Source organism: Bacillus sp. UNC438CL73TsuS30, assembly GCF_000482325.1.
In the GTDB taxonomy this organism is placed as follows: Bacteria; Bacillota; Bacilli; order Bacillales; family Cytobacillaceae; genus Neobacillus.
The window spans coordinates 34,318-49,480 of record NZ_KI535296.1 but is presented as its reverse complement, the minus strand read 5'-3'; the positions used below and the strand labels follow the sequence as shown (position 1 = coordinate 49,480).

Here is a 15,163-nt window from a genome sequence, read left to right as displayed (position 1 = left end):
TCCTTCCAAAAACCTCACTAGAACCTATCTTAACATAAGTAATGGATAAATAATGGAATCGAAAGCTTCCAAATGAGGGGTTCGACAAAATTCGGGTGGTGACAGGCACCGCCCGGTTTTTGTCGAATTCAAAAAGACCACCGTCCATGGGGACGAGTGGTCTTAGATCTTCTGTTTAGGCAGAGTGGGTGTCTGATTCGATTGCACCGTTGGTTGTTGCTTTTTTGATGGTTTTAGGTATGAGCATGATGGAAATGACGGCCATGATGCCTGTCCCGATTAAGTAGAACGCCGGCATGAGGTTGTTTCCTGTAGCTGTTTGTAAAGAGGTGATAATGAATGGTGCTCCACCTCCAAAGATGGCTGTCGAAACATTATAGGAAATCCCATAGGCGCTGTTTCTTACTCGGTCTGGAAACAACAATGGAATGGTCGAAGGAAATACCCCAATAAACATCGCAACAATAATTCCTAAGGCAAAGAAACCTACTATCGGACCGGCAGAAGATCCGCCTGAAACGAAAGCAATAATCGGAACGGCTGTAAAAATAGCAAGGAAGGATGACAAGAGCAGAAACTTTTTCCTGCCATATCGATCTGCCAGAATACCAAAAATCGGAAAGAGAATCATCATGAACAACATCCCGCTCGTCGTAACCACAAGTGATTGCATTGTCGAAAGCCCCACCTGTGTCTCAAAATAAGAAGGAAGATAGGTTAATAAAGTATAATAAGCACCATTGGCGAACGCCACATTTAAAAAGGCAATCGCAAGCGGCTTGCGAGCAGTTGAAAACATTTCTTTTAGAGGGTTCTTAGATAAAGTATTCTCTTTCTTCATCTGAATAAAAGTTGGTGTATCATCCACTTTCGTTCTAACATACATTCCCACTAACGCTAAAGGCAAGGAACAAATAAATGGAATCCGCCATCCCCATGCTGCCATATCGTCATGGCTTAGCCCGGACGTGAGCAACGCCACAAATATGGAACCGATAATGTAGCCGAGTAAGGACCCCGATTCTAGCAAACTAGTAAATAGCCCGCGTCTTCGACCAGGAGCTGACTCATTCATAAAGACAGATGCTCCTGTATACTCCCCACCTGCGGCTAACCCTTGCGTCATCCGCATCAAAATTAGTAATAGCGGTGCGAAAATACCAATGGACCCGTAACTGGGAATTAACCCGATAATAGCGGTTGAAGATGACATTATCATAATCGTTACCACCATTACTTTCTTCCGCCCCAAACGGTCACCAATCGAACCAAAGATTATTCCACCGAGCGGTCTAAAGAAGAACGAAATTGCAAAAATAGCAAATCCGTATAACAAAGCTACTGAACTACTTTTTTCCGGAAAAAACTGAGCACCAATAAGAGCCGCAGTATAACTATAGATACCGTATTCATACCATTCAACTAGATTCCCTATTGCAGTAGCCATCGTAGCTTTCTTCATCCATGCATCATCCCCTTATTTAATCGAATAAATTTTAGCCTTCTAGATTAAATCTCTTTAAACTAAACAAATTCCTTCAAGGTCAGTTCCCTTGGCATTTTGGCAAAGGTTTCGCAGCCTGTTTCGGTGATCCGGATGGACTCACTCACTTCAAAACCATATTTGTCGAGCCATAATCCTGGAATCAGGTGGAATGTCATATTCGGCTGTAGAATGGTTTTGTCCCCTTTACGAATACTTACCGTGTGCTCGCCCCAATCAGGCGGGTAATTACATCCCATTGAATAACCAAGTCGTGATTCCTTTACAAAGCCGCTTTTCTCAATCGTCTTTCTCCAGGTTTCTTCAATTTCCTCCGCCGCGATACCAGGGCGAATCATCTCAAGGCAAGCATTAATGCCTTCGACCGCCACCTTTGAGAGGGTTTCCATTTCTTCTTTAGGCTTGCCAATTTGAACCGTTCGAGCCAGTGGGGAATGATATCTTTTATAGCAGCCTGCCAACTCCAAAATAACCGCATCCCCATCTTTATATCGTTCATCTGTCCAAGTCAAATGCGGTGTAGAGGTTTTTTCACCGGATGGCAATAACGGTACAATCGCTGGATAATCTCCGCCAAATTCCTCCGTTCCAGTGATTTGGGTGTAAAAAATCTTAGCAGCCACATCACATTCCCGGACACCCTCTTGAATCATTTCAATTCCAGCCTGCATCGCCTTTTCGGCAATCACCGCAGCCCTTTTCATATAATGAATTTCCGCATCAGATTTGATGAGGCGCACCCAATTCACAAGTAAAGTTGCATCTTGCAAGCTAGCATTTGGCAGTCCCTTTTTTAGTTGCTCGTAGCTTTTGGCTGTAAAATAATAGTTTTCCATTTCGACCCCTATGGAGCGATTTTCCTGGCCAATTTGCTTTAAAAAGCCAGCCACGAAATCCATCGGATGCTTGGTGTCCGAATGAATATAATCATCCGGGTAAGGAATGATATTTTCACGATATAGCCAGGTCGTTACCTTAGCAGCATTCGCATCCATTCCTCTTCCAATCCACATCGGCTGTTCTTCGTCAATGATCACAGCAAGCATCTGATGCACATAAAATGACCAACCATCATAGCCAGATAAATAATTAATATTAGCCGGATCAGTGATGAGCAGGACATCAATTCCTTTTTGCATCATTCGTTCTTTCGTTTTCCGTATTCTCTCTTTATACTCACTTGTTGTAAATGACATAAGCGAATTTCCTCCCTGGGGGTATCAACTTTTTTTAAAAACTACTGATCTGATAACTTAAAGCACACGACCTTTGGTTCCGTCATTTCTTGGAGGGCAAACTTGATGCCTTCCCTGCCTAAGCCAGAATTTTTCACACCGCCGAACGGCATCGCATCAATTCGATAATCACTGCTGTCATTGATCATAATCCCGCCCACATCCAATTTGGAAATGGCCTTATGAGCTTTTTCGATATTTTTTGTAAAAATTCCCGCTTGTAAGCCATACTCCACGCTGTTTGACTTTTGAATGGCCTCATCTAGATCCGCTACCGGGTAAAGAAGAACAACCGGTCCAAAAATTTCTTCTTTTGCGATGCTGCAGTTTTCAGGAACATTCGTCAAAACAGTAGGGGCGTAAAAGGCTCCGTTCCGTTTTCCGCCTGTTAGTAAAATGGCACCTTTTTCGATGGCTTCCTCCACCATTTTTTCAACACGGATCGCTTCTTTTTCGGTAATCAGCGGTCCCATGTCGGTAAGTACAGATTGTTTATCGCCAACATGATATTGCTCTGTTCTCGTAACAAATGCTTTTTGAAATTCTGCCATGATCCCCGCTTGGATATAAATACGCTGCACACCAAGACAATTCTGACCAGCAGCCCAAAAGGCACCAGATACGGACGATTCAACTGCATCTCCAAGGTCCGCATCCTCCAGCACGATGACAGGAGAATTGGAACCAAGCTCCATCCCAATCTTTTTCAAACCGGCTTTCCGAACGATTTCTTCTCCCGCTTCCAATCCTCCTGTAAAACTAATCATCCGAATCGCAGGATGTGTGACAAGGATGTCACCAATCTCACGGCCATGTCCGGTGATGACAGATAGCACTTTAGGAGGAAGGCCTGCAGAGGAGAAGGCTTCAGCAAGCATTAGGGCACTTAGCGGTGTCACACTTGCAGGTTTTACGATAATCGCATTGCCTGCCGCAATCGCCGGCCCCACCTTGTGCGCAACAAGATTTAAGGGATCATTAAAAGGAGTAATTGCGGCAATTATGCCTATTGGAAAACGATAGTAATACCCAACGCGATTCTCACTGCCAGGCATTTGATCAAAGGAGAGCGTTTCCCCATTTAATCTCCTTGCCTCTTCGGCACTAATTCTTAATGTTTGAATACAGCGGGTGGCTTCTTTTTGCGCTTCGCGAATCGTTTTGCTTCCTTCATGACTGATGAGTGAAGCATAACGCTCTTTATGAGCTTCAATATAATCAGCAGCCGCATGGATGACTCTGATTCTTTCGTGCACAGGCATGCCGGCCGCGATTTTGGCCCCTTCTTTTGCCGCCTCAATACATTCAAGCATATCATCTTTAGTAGCTGCTGGAACGGTATCAATCAAACGATTATCCTGGGGGTCGCGCACTTCAATCACTTGATCACGCTCCACCCATTGGCCGCCAATCAACATCTTCTGTCCTCTGATTTGAACTGTCATCCCTTTCACGCCTTTCTATTTTTTATTAAACGACTACCGGTTTACGCTCACGGTTAATATGAATCAAGTCGATTAACAGAGAAAATCCTGTTTCTGTTTTACCAGCTCCAGCCCCGCTTAAGGTAACAGGCCCCAGCAGATCACATTCATACGTAATCGCATTGACAGCGCCGCCAATCGATGCTAATGAATCGGTAATCTCAACCTTTTCCGGTGCAACCGAAGCAGTCACTTCGCCGTTTTCCTTTTTCACTTTCCCAAGCAGCTTCCAGCGTTTTCCTTCAGCCTTCGCTTCTTCAATGTCCTTTAATGAAATCTTGGTGATTCCTTTACAAGAAACGTCTTCTACCTTTAATGGAATACCCATGATATAGTTTGCTAGAATGACAACTTTATATCTTGCATCATAGCCTTCGACATCACTTGTTGGATCTGCTTCCGCATACCCAAGCTCCTGTGCCTCTTTCAAGGCTGCTTCATAGGAAACGCCTTCTTGTTCCATCTTCGTTAAAATATAGTTGGTTGTACCATTCAAAATCCCGCGGATTTCCTTGATCTCATTTCCTGCCAGCGTTTCAATTGGCATTCTTAAAGATGGAGTGCCGCTCATTACTGTCCCTTCAAAGCCCCAATGAACCCCATTCTTTTCAGCGATTTCCGATAATTCCTTATACGCAAGGGCAACAGGACCTTTATTGGTCATCACGACATTTTTTCCACTTTCAAATGCTGCTTTGCAGTGGTCAATCGCCGGCTGGCCGGTTTTGACATCCGTATAGGAAACTTCAATAACCGTATCTGCGTTTGTGGCCTTGATCGTTTGAAAACTATCCCAGCCTGTGATTAAACCTGATGTCTGAGGATAATTTTCTAGACTTCCTGTCTCTCTTAGGGCTTTTAAAACAAGATCTAAATCTAGGCCATTCGGGTGATAGATCGACCCTTTGATAAAATCAGAAATCGCCACAACCGTTGCTTCGAATCCTTCTTTTTCCTTTAATTGTTCTTTTTTCTCGAGTAATATTTCTGCTAAGCCCTGACCAACAACGCCAAAGCCGATAAACGCTAATTTATGCGCCATGTACCTGCACCTCCGTTTTTAAAGATTGGGATTTTTCTTTTAAAAAATTCACAGCCGTTTGCGTTAGAATCGCGGCACCAATGGACAAGCTGCTTTCGTCCAAATCAAAGATTGGTGTATGTAAATCCCGCTTGAGCCCATCCTCTGTCCCGCTTCCTAGGAAAAATAAAGCTCCTGGCAGTTTTTGAGTCACATAGCCAAAATCTTCTCCGCCCATCCCAAAGGGACGCTTAACAATTTGAAAATCCGGATACATTTCATCCATTGCCTTTAAAAATAACTCGTTCACATGAGGGTCATTATTTAAGGCAGGTTCCCCTCTTTCCACTTCAAGTGTGTAGCTTCCACCCATTGGCTCGACAATCGACAGTGCCTTCTTCAGTTCTAGACTTAATAAGTCCCGTACTTCAGGCGTATAGCTGCGGATTGTCCCAGAGATGAAAACCTCACTTGGAATGATATTGCTTGCCGTTCCGGCATGGATCTGACCAATACTGATGACACCCGCTTCCAAAGCAGGAATTCTGCGGGCCACAACACCATGTAACGCCTGCATCACAAGTCCGAGCATCCAAACCGGGTCTGTTCCTAGCTCGGGATAAGCCCCATGACCGCCGCTTGCAAAAATTTTCGCCGTAAACACGTCGACATTGGCCATACTATACCCATTATTCACCTGGGCCGCTCCAACTGGGAGCCATGGGCACATATGAAGGGCAATCGCTGCATCGACATCATCATAGGCTCCGGCCTGAACCATGTAGGGTGAACCGGAAAGTCCATGTTCGTCTGTTGCCTCTTCTGCTGGTTGAAAAATAAATTTGACGGTCCCTTTCAGTTCTTCTTTTTCAAATTTCTCTGCTAGAAGTTGGGCGGCACCAAGCAAGATGGTGGTGTGGGCATCATGACCACATGCATGCATGACACCTTCATTTTTCGAATGATAGTCAACCGCATTTTCTTCCTTAATTGGAAGCGCATCCATATCGGCGCGAATCGCAATCACGGGTCCTTCGCCTGATGTTAAGGTAGCGACAACACTTGTTTCGACACCAATCCCTCTTTCAACTTGTAAACCCTTCACCTTTTCTAATGTTTCGGCAACAAATTGGGAGGTCCCGAACTCTTGAAAACTGAGTTCGGGATGTTGATGAAAATGGCGCCTCCATTCAATCAGCTGCTCGCTCAATGCTTTTGCTTGAACTGCTGTAGGATGATTTTCCATCCGTTCATTCCTCCTACTGATTTGGAAGTCTTATTTTACTTGTAATAGGCTTTCAACATGGGCAAATGCTTGTTCAAAGTCTGCAATGATATCTTCAATATCTTCGATACCACAAGAAATACGGATCAATCCTTCAGGAATTCCCACTGCGGCACGCTCTTCTGGTGTACACTCAACGTGGCTAGTTGTACGAGCAGGTCCAACCGTTGTTTCAACCGCACCTAAGTTCGCAGCACGGTTTGCATATTGTAATTTAGGAAGAAGATCACGAACCGTATCAACGCCGCCTTTTACTGCAAAGCTAAGCATACCGCCGAAGTCCTTCATTTGTTTTTTCGCAACATCATGGTGTGGGTGAGTTTCAAGACCTGGATAGTAAACACCTTCAACAAGATCTTTTGTTTGTAAGTATTTTGCTAGTTTCATTGCATTCTCACATTGTGTGCGCACACGCAAGTGGAGCGTTTTCATTCCGCGAAGGATAAGGTAAGCTGCCATTGGGTCCATTGTCGCACCATTAATTTCACGGAAGTGATAAATCTTTTCAACCAACTCATGGGATCCACAAACAACGCCGCCTAATGCATCCGCGTGTCCGCCTAGGAATTTTGTTGCACTATGGATAACTAAATCAGCACCTAATGCTAAAGGATTTTGGTTCATAGGAGTTGCAAATGTGTTATCAACAACCACTAATGCTCCCGCAGCTTTACCTGCTTTTGCCATACGCTCAATATCGGTAATTTTTACAGTTGGGTTTGTTGGTGTTTCCAAGTATAGAATCTTGGCGTCGCCATTCGCTACTTCACGCTCGATTTGCTCATGGTTCCCTGTTTCACATAAAACAACTTCTATACCTTGACGAGGCAGGAATTCTGTGAAAATTTTATTTGTGCCGCCGTAAGTATCTTTAATAGAGATAATTTTGTCGCCAGGCACTAAAAAAGTGGAAAGCGTATTGCTGATCGCTGCCATTCCTGTTGAAAAGCTTGTTGCTGCTTCTGCACCTTCAAGAACTTTAATTTTGTCTTCAAACGCCTGAACCGTTGGATTTGTATTACGTCCATAAATATGGCCTTTTGCCTTGCCGATTGCTACATCATACCAGTGATCCATATCGTCATATCCATATGCCACACTTAGAACTACTGGTACTTGTGTTGCTCCGTGTACTAAATAATCTTTTTCTCCAGCCCATACTGCTTTCGTTCCCATTTTTGCGTTTGTGTTCGTCATTAAAACCACTCCTCATTAGTTATTTTGTAAAATTTTATTGTTTTCGATGGTTATGCCTTTGTTTCTTTTCACCATTTCTTTATAAGCAAACAGGGCAATGGCTGTATCCTGTACACCCGTTCCTGTTAGATCACATACGGTAATTTGTTCGTCGTTTTTACGTCCGGCCACCCACAAGGAAGTTAGGTCACCTAATTCGACAACCTCCGACTCCTCCGTGAGGACAACAGCTGTAAGAGCATGATGCAGTTCCCCTAACCGGGCACATTGAGCTTTTGTATCACAGACAAGGATGTCCGCTTTTGCTAAAACTTCGGCTTCTAATTCCTGCTTATGCTCAGCATCTGACCCCATGGCAGTAATATGAAGACCAGGATGCAGCCACTCGGCTTTGATGATTGGTTCTTTTGCCGGGGTTGTGGTAATCACAATGTCACTATTCCGGACTACCGCTTCAGCGCTGTCAACGGCCGCAACCTCAATTCCTAATTCAGCGGTCATTTCTTCCGCATATTTCTGAGCGCGTTCCGCTGACCGGGCGTACACGAGGACCTTTTGAAACTTCCTCACAATATTCAGTGCTCGCAGCTGGTATTTTGCCTGACTGCCTGCTCCAATAATCCCGACGGTTTCAATCGTATTTTTGGCAAGATAGGATGCTGCAACCGCTCCCGCTGCCGCGGTGCGGACATCGGTTAAGTAGCCGTTGTCGAGTAAGACAGCTTCCGGAACCCCCGTTTGCGTGTTAATCAGGATCATCATTCCATTGCCACTTGGCAGCCCAAGGAGATGATTATTGAAAAAGCCGGAAGAGATTTTGATTGCAAACATTTCTTTTTCCTTGATATAAGCCGTCTTTACATCGACTTCACCGTTTTGATCGTCAATGTCCACTCTCATAATCGGCGGCATGGAAACTTGATTTTGCGATAAGCTGGTAAAAGCATCTTCAACCACTTTTACTGCTTCAGAATTTAATGAAACAAATTGCTTTAGTTCCTGCTCTGTGAAGATTCGCATCGTGCGATTCACCCCCATTTAAGGTTTACTTTAAAAGCTGTTGTCCCTTTAATGCCAAGTCCCTAGGGAATTTTGCAAAGGTTTCACAGCCAGTTTCGGTTACTCGGACCGACTCGCTTGCCTCAAAACCATATTTGTCGAGCCACAATCCCGGAATGAGATGGAATGTCATATTTGGCTGTAAAATTGTTTTATCGCCTTTTCGGATGCTCATGGTGTGCTCGCCCCAATCTGGCGGGTAATTACAGCCCATGGCATAGCCTAAGCGTGACTCCTTCACAAATCCGCTTTTCTCAATCGTTTTTCTCCAAGTTTCTTCAATTTCTTCAGCCGCGATGCCTGGGCGAATCATATCCAAGCAGGCATTGATGCCTTCGACCGCTACGCTCGAAAGGGTTTTCATTTCTTCTGTAGGTCTGCCAATCTGAACCGTTCTTGCTAATGGTGAATGATATCTCTTATAGCAGCCTGCGATTTCAATGATCACAGCGTCGCCATCTTTATAGCGTTCATCTGTCCAAGTTAAGTGCGGGGTAGATGTTTTTTCACCGGATGGTAATAATGGAACAATTGATGCATAGTCCCCGCCGAATTCTTCGGTACCACTGATTTGTGCGTGAAAAATCTTTGCTGCCACATCACATTCCCTGACACCTTCATCAATTAAATCGATTCCTGCCTGCATTGCTTTTTCAACAATGATGGCGGCGCGTTTCATATATTCAATTTCTGCATTGGACTTGACTAAGCGGACCCAGTTAACAAGCAATGTTGCATCTTGGATTGTGGCATTTGGTAGCCTCTTTACAAGCTGCTGATAGCATTTAGCTGTGAAATAGTAGTTTTCCATCTCGACACCAATCACGCATTTGTCTTTGCCAAATTCCTTTAAGCGATCGGCAACAAAATCCATTGGGTGTTTAAAATCGTTATGAACATAATCATCAGGATAAGAAATGATATTTTCATGGGAAAGCCATGTAGTTAATTTGGCGCCATTGGCATCTTGGCCGCGGCCAATCCATTTTGGCTGTTCTTCATCAATAATGACGACAAGCATCTGGTGTACGTAAAACGACCATCCGTCATAACCGGAAAGATAGTTTAGATTAGCTGGGTCGGTGATTAAGAGAACCTCAATCCCTTTTTCAGCCATTTGTTCTTTTGTTTTGCGGATACGTTCTTTATATTCTGTTATTGAGAATGACATAAATCTTGTTCACTCCTGTATCGTTATGTTGTTTTTTGAATATTTCTATTTGTTTGTATTATATAAAACTGTTAAAAGCTTTTTCATCTGTCATTCTGTATGAAAGATTTTGCTAGTTTCTAGTCAAAATTAGCAAAAAGGTAAGTGAAGATTAACTTTATCAGCTAATTCCTGGGATTTATCAGCGTTTCTGACCAGTTTATCAGCGATTCTTGGTTCCTTATCAGCGAATCAAACTATTTTATCAGCGAATTATAAATACAACCTTCTTCCAAAAAAACACAAGTGACGATATCACTTGTGTAATGAAAGATACTTTTCAATGACCGAATGGATCACAGAAAGATCAACATTCTGACCGCTAATGATAACCGCAACATCCCCTTCTTGGTGCGGGATTTTATTGCCTAAAACTGCCGCAATCCCTGTAGCTGCAGCACCTTCCATCATCATCCGGTGTTTGTCCATCATAAAAGCCATGCCAAACGCAATTTCCTCTTCTGGAACTAGAACAACCTCATCCATATATTGCCGGACCATCGGAAACGTGTATTGATTCTCGAGGCCGATTCCACCTAGTAAACTATCAGCGAGTGTCTCGCTTTCCGGAAGCACGACTGGCTTACCCGCCTTTAAACTCTCATACATCACAGCTGATTTTTCCATCGAAACCCCCGTTACGCGGATTCCTGGATCATTGGATTTCATTGTCAAGCCAATTCCAGACAGCAATCCGCCGCCCGAAAGCGGAACAATTACATCGCTTAGATTGGAGATGTCATCCAATAATTCCAGCCCAATCGTTCCTTGACCGGCAATCACATACGGGTCATCAAATGGTTCAATAACCGTTAATCCCCTCTCCTTCTCTAGCTCATAACAGCGCACACCTGCGGCATCCTGGCTGTCACCGACGATTTCAATATGTGCATCAAGCCTTTTTAAGGAGTCGACTTTTGCCTTTGGCACCCGATTGGAAATACAAACAACCGCATTAATGCCAAGCTTTTTTGCTACATAAGCTACCGCCATGCCATGATTTCCGGTTGAGTACGTTGCAACTCCTCGTTTTCTTTCTTCCTCACTTAAGCTTAAGATTTTATTGGCTGCTCCCCTTACTTTAAAGGCTCCAACTTCATGAATGTTTTCGAGCTTTAAATATACATTACGGCCAATTTTTTCTGATAGTATGGACGACTGGATGACTGGTGTTCGTTTGATGAGCGGACTAATTCGTTGCCTTGCTTCCCATACGTCCCGAATTTTCACTAATTCTTTTTTTCTTTGTATAACCGTCATGGAACCAACCTCCGTGCATTTTACTCTAATCCTAAGTTTTTGTTACTGGGATATCAATTGTCAAAACTGTCGATAAATTAGGCGGATTTTTCATACACTTTTAATGAAAAAAGCCGGCAATGAAGTGACTTGCCAGCATTTTATAAAATGATCTGCGAAATTTATTGCCCCATTTTCCAAGTTTTTATGCTCAAATCTAATAAAAACAAATCATCTGGGTCAACAAGTGACAGCCCGGTTAACTCTTCAATTTTTCGTAAACGGTAAAGTAAGGATTGCCGATGCAAAAATAATGCTTTCGCAGTCTTACTTACATTCCCCTGATAATGATTATAGGTACTGATGGTATCAATTAAATCAAGATTCCGCTGTTTGTTATATTCAACGAGCGGTTCAACGGTGGCTGTAATAATTTCTTTCATTTCTTGGTTTTGAAAGAGGTTGAGAAGGATTCGGTCAATCCTTGTGTTTTCATACATCACCCGGTTTCCGATTCCTTTTTTATTCCTGCTGATATTTAAAGCGGTCAGTGCATTTTGATAGCTTTCCTTAAAACCTAAAACCCCTTCATTATAATTGCCAATCCCCCAAGAAATCACCACTTTTGGAAGTAAACTGCGCAGGCGGCGTTCAACAAGATCTAAAAAATTGGTTACGCTTTCTTTTTTGTTTTCTAAAGAAATTTCAATCATAACGATTAGCTTTTCTTGTTGAAAGGTGATCATCACTTCTTTATTCAAGGACTGGGCAGCATAATAAATTTCTTCTTTAATATAATGAATCATGCTTTCAACCCACTGCTGATAAGCCATTTCATCCCAATTATTTTTCTGAAAAAGCTTTTTTAAATTTTCCGGTGCTCCAATCAAACAAATATAGGGAAGATTCAAGTTATAGCCGACAATTTCAGCTTTGGAATTTGCTGAATCCCAAGACGTAAATTCTCCACTCGTCAATTCTTTGACAAAAGAATCGTGAAGAATGGATTTTGCCTCTTCAACTGCATTTTTTCTTGAAAACCACAAAGCAATGGTTGTGACAGCATGCTCTAATACATTGACGATATACTGAGTTAAAAACTGATCTAGCAATACATCAGACGGCAAAATGACGAATAAATAGCCTGGGGTATTTCCTGAGACCTGAATGACGGGGAGCTGTAAGATACAATATTCTTCAATATAAATTGATTGGATTTTTTGAATCATTGGATCATGTGACGATCTTAGCGTTGGCTTCCGCTGGGGAAGGACCCCTTTTACAGCATAGCCTCGCCAATATTCAAGAAAATTGGGGGCATCTTTACTTTGAGCCTGGATTGTCCCAATTTGGTCTGTAATCACAATCGGGTACTCAATACACCCATATAAATAATTTGAGATACAAGTAAGGCCTGTCTCGGTTAGTATTAGATTCAAAAGCTCCTGCTGAACCTTTTCGGATCTTCTGCTTTCCTTATAATTGACATCATTTAATTGAAGCATGACTTCCTCAATGATATTAGAAAAGCGTAATTCCCATGGCAGCTCAATCAGGATTAAATGATTCTGATGCGCTTTTTCAATCACTTCATTTGGAATCTCAAAAATATGACGTCCTAAAGCTACTGCCAGTGCGGAAGCCTCAGAATCAATCACATCTTGTACAAATTTTTCAAATTCCTTCACGTTCTGACCGCAGCCGATTGCTGTAGTTAACACAAATTCATTCTTTCGTACAAAACTCTCCACCGGCATTTCCATAGCAGAAACCCATTGAACCTCTTTATGCTTAACCATATCTTCCCCGGCAACCACCATAGCGTCCTTCATAATCTCTAACTGTAAGATGTCATTTACAAGTAATCCCATGGAACCTCCTGTTCTGCTGCAAACTAATTTATTATCCACGTATAATATTATTCTAACAAACTCTGACTAATCAGTAAATTATGCAAATTTATTCGACAAAATTCGGGTGGTGACAGGCACCATCCTTTTTCAAAAGCATCCGGGTGTGCCAGTCCCTAAAAACCACAAAAAAACGGCCATTTTATTTTCATTGAAATAAAATAACCGCCTTTATGGTTTTGTATTATTCATAATCTTATCCATATTTTACTGGTTCGCCAATTTTTCTTCAACATGGTCTGGTCGGTGATCACAGAGTTGGGTGAACAAATAAGTTAAATAGGAATGAAGTTCAAATCGGTCTTCCTGGACAAAAAGATCAAACAAGTTTTTATGTTTCTCCACGTTTTTTTTACCCCTTTCTTTTTCCTTCGCCGGATTTTCCTTATAAATTTTCGACTATTAGATTGTTCGTTCTGCAGTTACTACATCCCTATTAATCAATCATAATTAGTATCGGCCCCGCCCTACGCTCAATACCATGATGGCCACGCGCGCCATCCACCTATCCATATTATAATTGAAAACGTTTACATATTCAAAGAATATTATGTTACAAGTTTTGACAAAGTGACCGAAGTATAGAAAAACTGCCCACTTAGACAAGCACTAAAACATTTCCGCTTAAAAAGGGGGTGTATAAAAATCCAATTATATTCCTTAATATACAACAATACAATGACTTGTAAAACTAAAAAAAGAATTCGACAAAAATCGGGTGGTGACAGGCACCACCCGATTTTTGTCGAAAAAGTCTATTATAAAAACCCTACAAATATTCCAGCTAATATGACAGAGACGATGGTGACGGAGATGAATCCGCCGACGAGCATGGGTGGCAGCATGTGGCTAGTCAACACTTCTTGTTCTTTTTCGTCTTTGGTTAGGGATTTGATGACTTCGTTTGTGATGATGTAGTCGGATGGGAATCCGTATAGTGCTGTTAACGATACGGCGAAAGCCATGTGTTTGCTAACCCCAAGGGCCTTTCCAATGATAAACGAGAAAATGTACATTCCGATGACACCTAACACAATACAGCCAATCAACGGATATAAAATTTCCATAATCATCCCTGGCGTTGCTCTTTGCAGCGGATCGAAAACAAACAGCATGAGAACCATGATCGCAATTCCAAAACCATTCGCTTTTTGCAATACATGCCTTTCAAGGAAGCCGACACTTCGTGCAATAACACCAAATAATAAGCATAAAACAAATGGACTAATGTCGACGACTGGCTTCAATAAAGTGGAAACGATGAAGGCTAAGAATCCGACAAATGCAAGTCGTAAGAATTTGAAATAATCAGTATTATATTTATCAGGCAAATTTTTAAATAGTTTAAGTTCCTTTGGTTCCGCGACGGTTGTTGCAGCAACCTCCTCGTTTGCTTGAGCCATTCCCAATTGACCGCTGCGATACCTCTGAAGAAGATTCCTTCCTTCTTTTTTCAATACAATCGAAGTAAGTGGATAACCGGCAAATCCTTGCATGACATAAATGACGATGGCAAAGACGGATAACGTTGTAAGCCCTGCTTCCTTTGCCCCTTCCGACATAATCAACGCAGATACTAAGCCGCCGACTAACGGCGGAATCGCAACAACAATGGTTTTAAAGCCAAAAATAAAGGTTCCAATTCCAAATAATAACGCAATGATTCCGGCAATCCCTGCAAGCGAAATGATAATCGTCTTCCATTGTTTCTTTAATTCCTTTAAAGAAAGTAACGTGCCCATATTGGAAACCAATAAGTAGATCATCATTGTCGCTACAACCGGCGGCACACCCGCTAACTCAACAATATTCTTCGGGAAAAATGTCCAATAGCCAATCAAGAATAAAACCGCACTGATAAATACAGAAGGAATCCAAGCTTTGGTCTTAACCGCCACAACGTCTCCAATAAATAAAATAAGAACAACAATTACTAGTGCAAGCATTTGAGACATAAGAATCCCTTCTTTCTTTTTTTATTTAAGGTAGGCACTTGTTCCTCCGAAGGGAACAAAGCAC

At 42.4% G+C, this 15,163-nt stretch carries 12 protein-coding genes; all 12 read right to left on the bottom strand.

Features of this window, described 5'->3' with window-relative positions; genetic code table 11:
• Window positions 1-175 precede the first annotated feature (175 nt).
• Window positions 176-1,462, bottom strand: a complete 1,287-nt coding sequence (locus M028_RS30765; protein WP_051591191.1) for an MFS transporter — start codon at window positions 1,460-1,462, stop codon at window positions 176-178.
• A 62-nt stretch (window positions 1,463-1,524) separates the two neighbouring features.
• On the bottom strand, window positions 1,525-2,700 hold the full coding sequence (locus tag M028_RS0122005; protein WP_026575766.1) for a M24 family metallopeptidase: 1,176 nt from the start codon (window positions 2,698-2,700) through the stop codon (window positions 1,525-1,527).
• A 41-nt stretch (window positions 2,701-2,741) separates the two neighbouring features.
• The gene (locus tag M028_RS0122000; protein ID WP_026575765.1) at window positions 2,742-4,184 is read right to left on the bottom strand and encodes an aldehyde dehydrogenase family protein; all 1,443 of its coding nucleotides are present in this window, start codon (window positions 4,182-4,184) and stop codon (window positions 2,742-2,744) included.
• Window positions 4,185-4,209: 25 nt separating this feature from the next.
• A complete protein-coding gene (locus M028_RS0121995) occupies window positions 4,210-5,265 on the bottom strand; it encodes a homoserine dehydrogenase (protein WP_026575764.1) in 1,056 nt (351 codons plus the stop codon).
• Window positions 5,255-6,490: a M20 metallopeptidase family protein gene (locus M028_RS0121990; protein WP_026575763.1), complete on the bottom strand. Its 1,236-nt coding sequence runs from the start codon at window positions 6,488-6,490 to the stop codon at window positions 5,255-5,257. Before M028_RS0121990 ends, M028_RS0121995 begins: the two co-directional genes overlap by 11 nt.
• A 30-nt stretch (window positions 6,491-6,520) precedes the next feature.
• On the bottom strand, window positions 6,521-7,726 hold the full coding sequence (locus M028_RS0121985) for a cystathionine gamma-synthase family protein (RefSeq protein WP_026575762.1): 1,206 nt from the start codon (window positions 7,724-7,726) through the stop codon (window positions 6,521-6,523).
• A gap of 15 nt (window positions 7,727-7,741) precedes the next feature.
• Complete coding sequence (locus M028_RS0121980) at window positions 7,742-8,746, bottom strand: cyclodeaminase (protein ID WP_026575761.1); 1,005 nt, start codon at window positions 8,744-8,746, stop codon at window positions 7,742-7,744.
• A gap of 25 nt (window positions 8,747-8,771) precedes the next feature.
• The gene (locus tag M028_RS0121975) at window positions 8,772-9,956 is read right to left on the bottom strand and encodes a M24 family metallopeptidase (protein ID WP_026575760.1); all 1,185 of its coding nucleotides are present in this window, start codon (window positions 9,954-9,956) and stop codon (window positions 8,772-8,774) included.
• A gap of 294 nt (window positions 9,957-10,250) precedes the next feature.
• On the bottom strand, window positions 10,251-11,255 hold the full coding sequence (eutB, locus tag M028_RS0121970; RefSeq protein ID WP_026575759.1) for a hydroxyectoine utilization dehydratase EutB: 1,005 nt from the start codon (window positions 11,253-11,255) through the stop codon (window positions 10,251-10,253).
• 161 nt (window positions 11,256-11,416) lie between these two features.
• Window positions 11,417-13,105: a PucR family transcriptional regulator gene (locus M028_RS0121965; RefSeq protein ID WP_026575758.1), complete on the bottom strand. Its 1,689-nt coding sequence runs from the start codon at window positions 13,103-13,105 to the stop codon at window positions 11,417-11,419.
• A 246-nt stretch (window positions 13,106-13,351) separates the two neighbouring features.
• Window positions 13,352-13,489, bottom strand: coding sequence for a hypothetical protein (locus M028_RS33425; RefSeq protein WP_197031454.1), 138 nt, complete (start codon window positions 13,487-13,489; stop codon window positions 13,352-13,354).
• 413 nt (window positions 13,490-13,902) lie between these two features.
• Entirely contained in the window at window positions 13,903-15,099 is a 1,197-nt protein-coding gene (locus M028_RS0121955; protein ID WP_026575757.1) for a hypothetical protein, read from the bottom strand.
• Window positions 15,100-15,163 lie beyond the last annotated feature (64 nt).

Excerpts from the sequence above, each read along its gene's own strand:
- M028_RS30765 (WP_051591191.1), bottom strand. The coding sequence starts at position 1,462 with ATGAAGAAAGCTACGATGGCTACTGCAATAGGGAATCTAGTTGAATGG.
- M028_RS0122005 (WP_026575766.1), bottom strand. The coding sequence starts at position 2,700 with ATGTCATTTACAACAAGTGAGTATAAAGAGAGAATACGGAAAACGAAA.
- M028_RS0122000 (WP_026575765.1), bottom strand. The coding sequence starts at position 4,184 with ATGACAGTTCAAATCAGAGGACAGAAGATGTTGATTGGCGGCCAATGG.
- M028_RS0121995 (WP_026575764.1), bottom strand. The coding sequence starts at position 5,265 with ATGGCGCATAAATTAGCGTTTATCGGCTTTGGCGTTGTTGGTCAGGGC.
- M028_RS0121990 (WP_026575763.1), bottom strand. The coding sequence starts at position 6,490 with ATGGAAAATCATCCTACAGCAGTTCAAGCAAAAGCATTGAGCGAGCAG.
- M028_RS0121985 (WP_026575762.1), bottom strand. The coding sequence starts at position 7,726 with ATGACGAACACAAACGCAAAAATGGGAACGAAAGCAGTATGGGCTGGA.
- M028_RS0121980 (WP_026575761.1), bottom strand. The coding sequence starts at position 8,746 with ATGCGAATCTTCACAGAGCAGGAACTAAAGCAATTTGTTTCATTAAAT.
- M028_RS0121975 (WP_026575760.1), bottom strand. The coding sequence starts at position 9,956 with ATGTCATTCTCAATAACAGAATATAAAGAACGTATCCGCAAAACAAAA.
- eutB (WP_026575759.1), bottom strand. The coding sequence starts at position 11,255 with ATGACGGTTATACAAAGAAAAAAAGAATTAGTGAAAATTCGGGACGTA.
- M028_RS0121965 (WP_026575758.1), bottom strand. The coding sequence starts at position 13,105 with ATGGGATTACTTGTAAATGACATCTTACAGTTAGAGATTATGAAGGAC.
- M028_RS0121955 (WP_026575757.1), bottom strand. The coding sequence starts at position 15,099 with ATGTCTCAAATGCTTGCACTAGTAATTGTTGTTCTTATTTTATTTATT.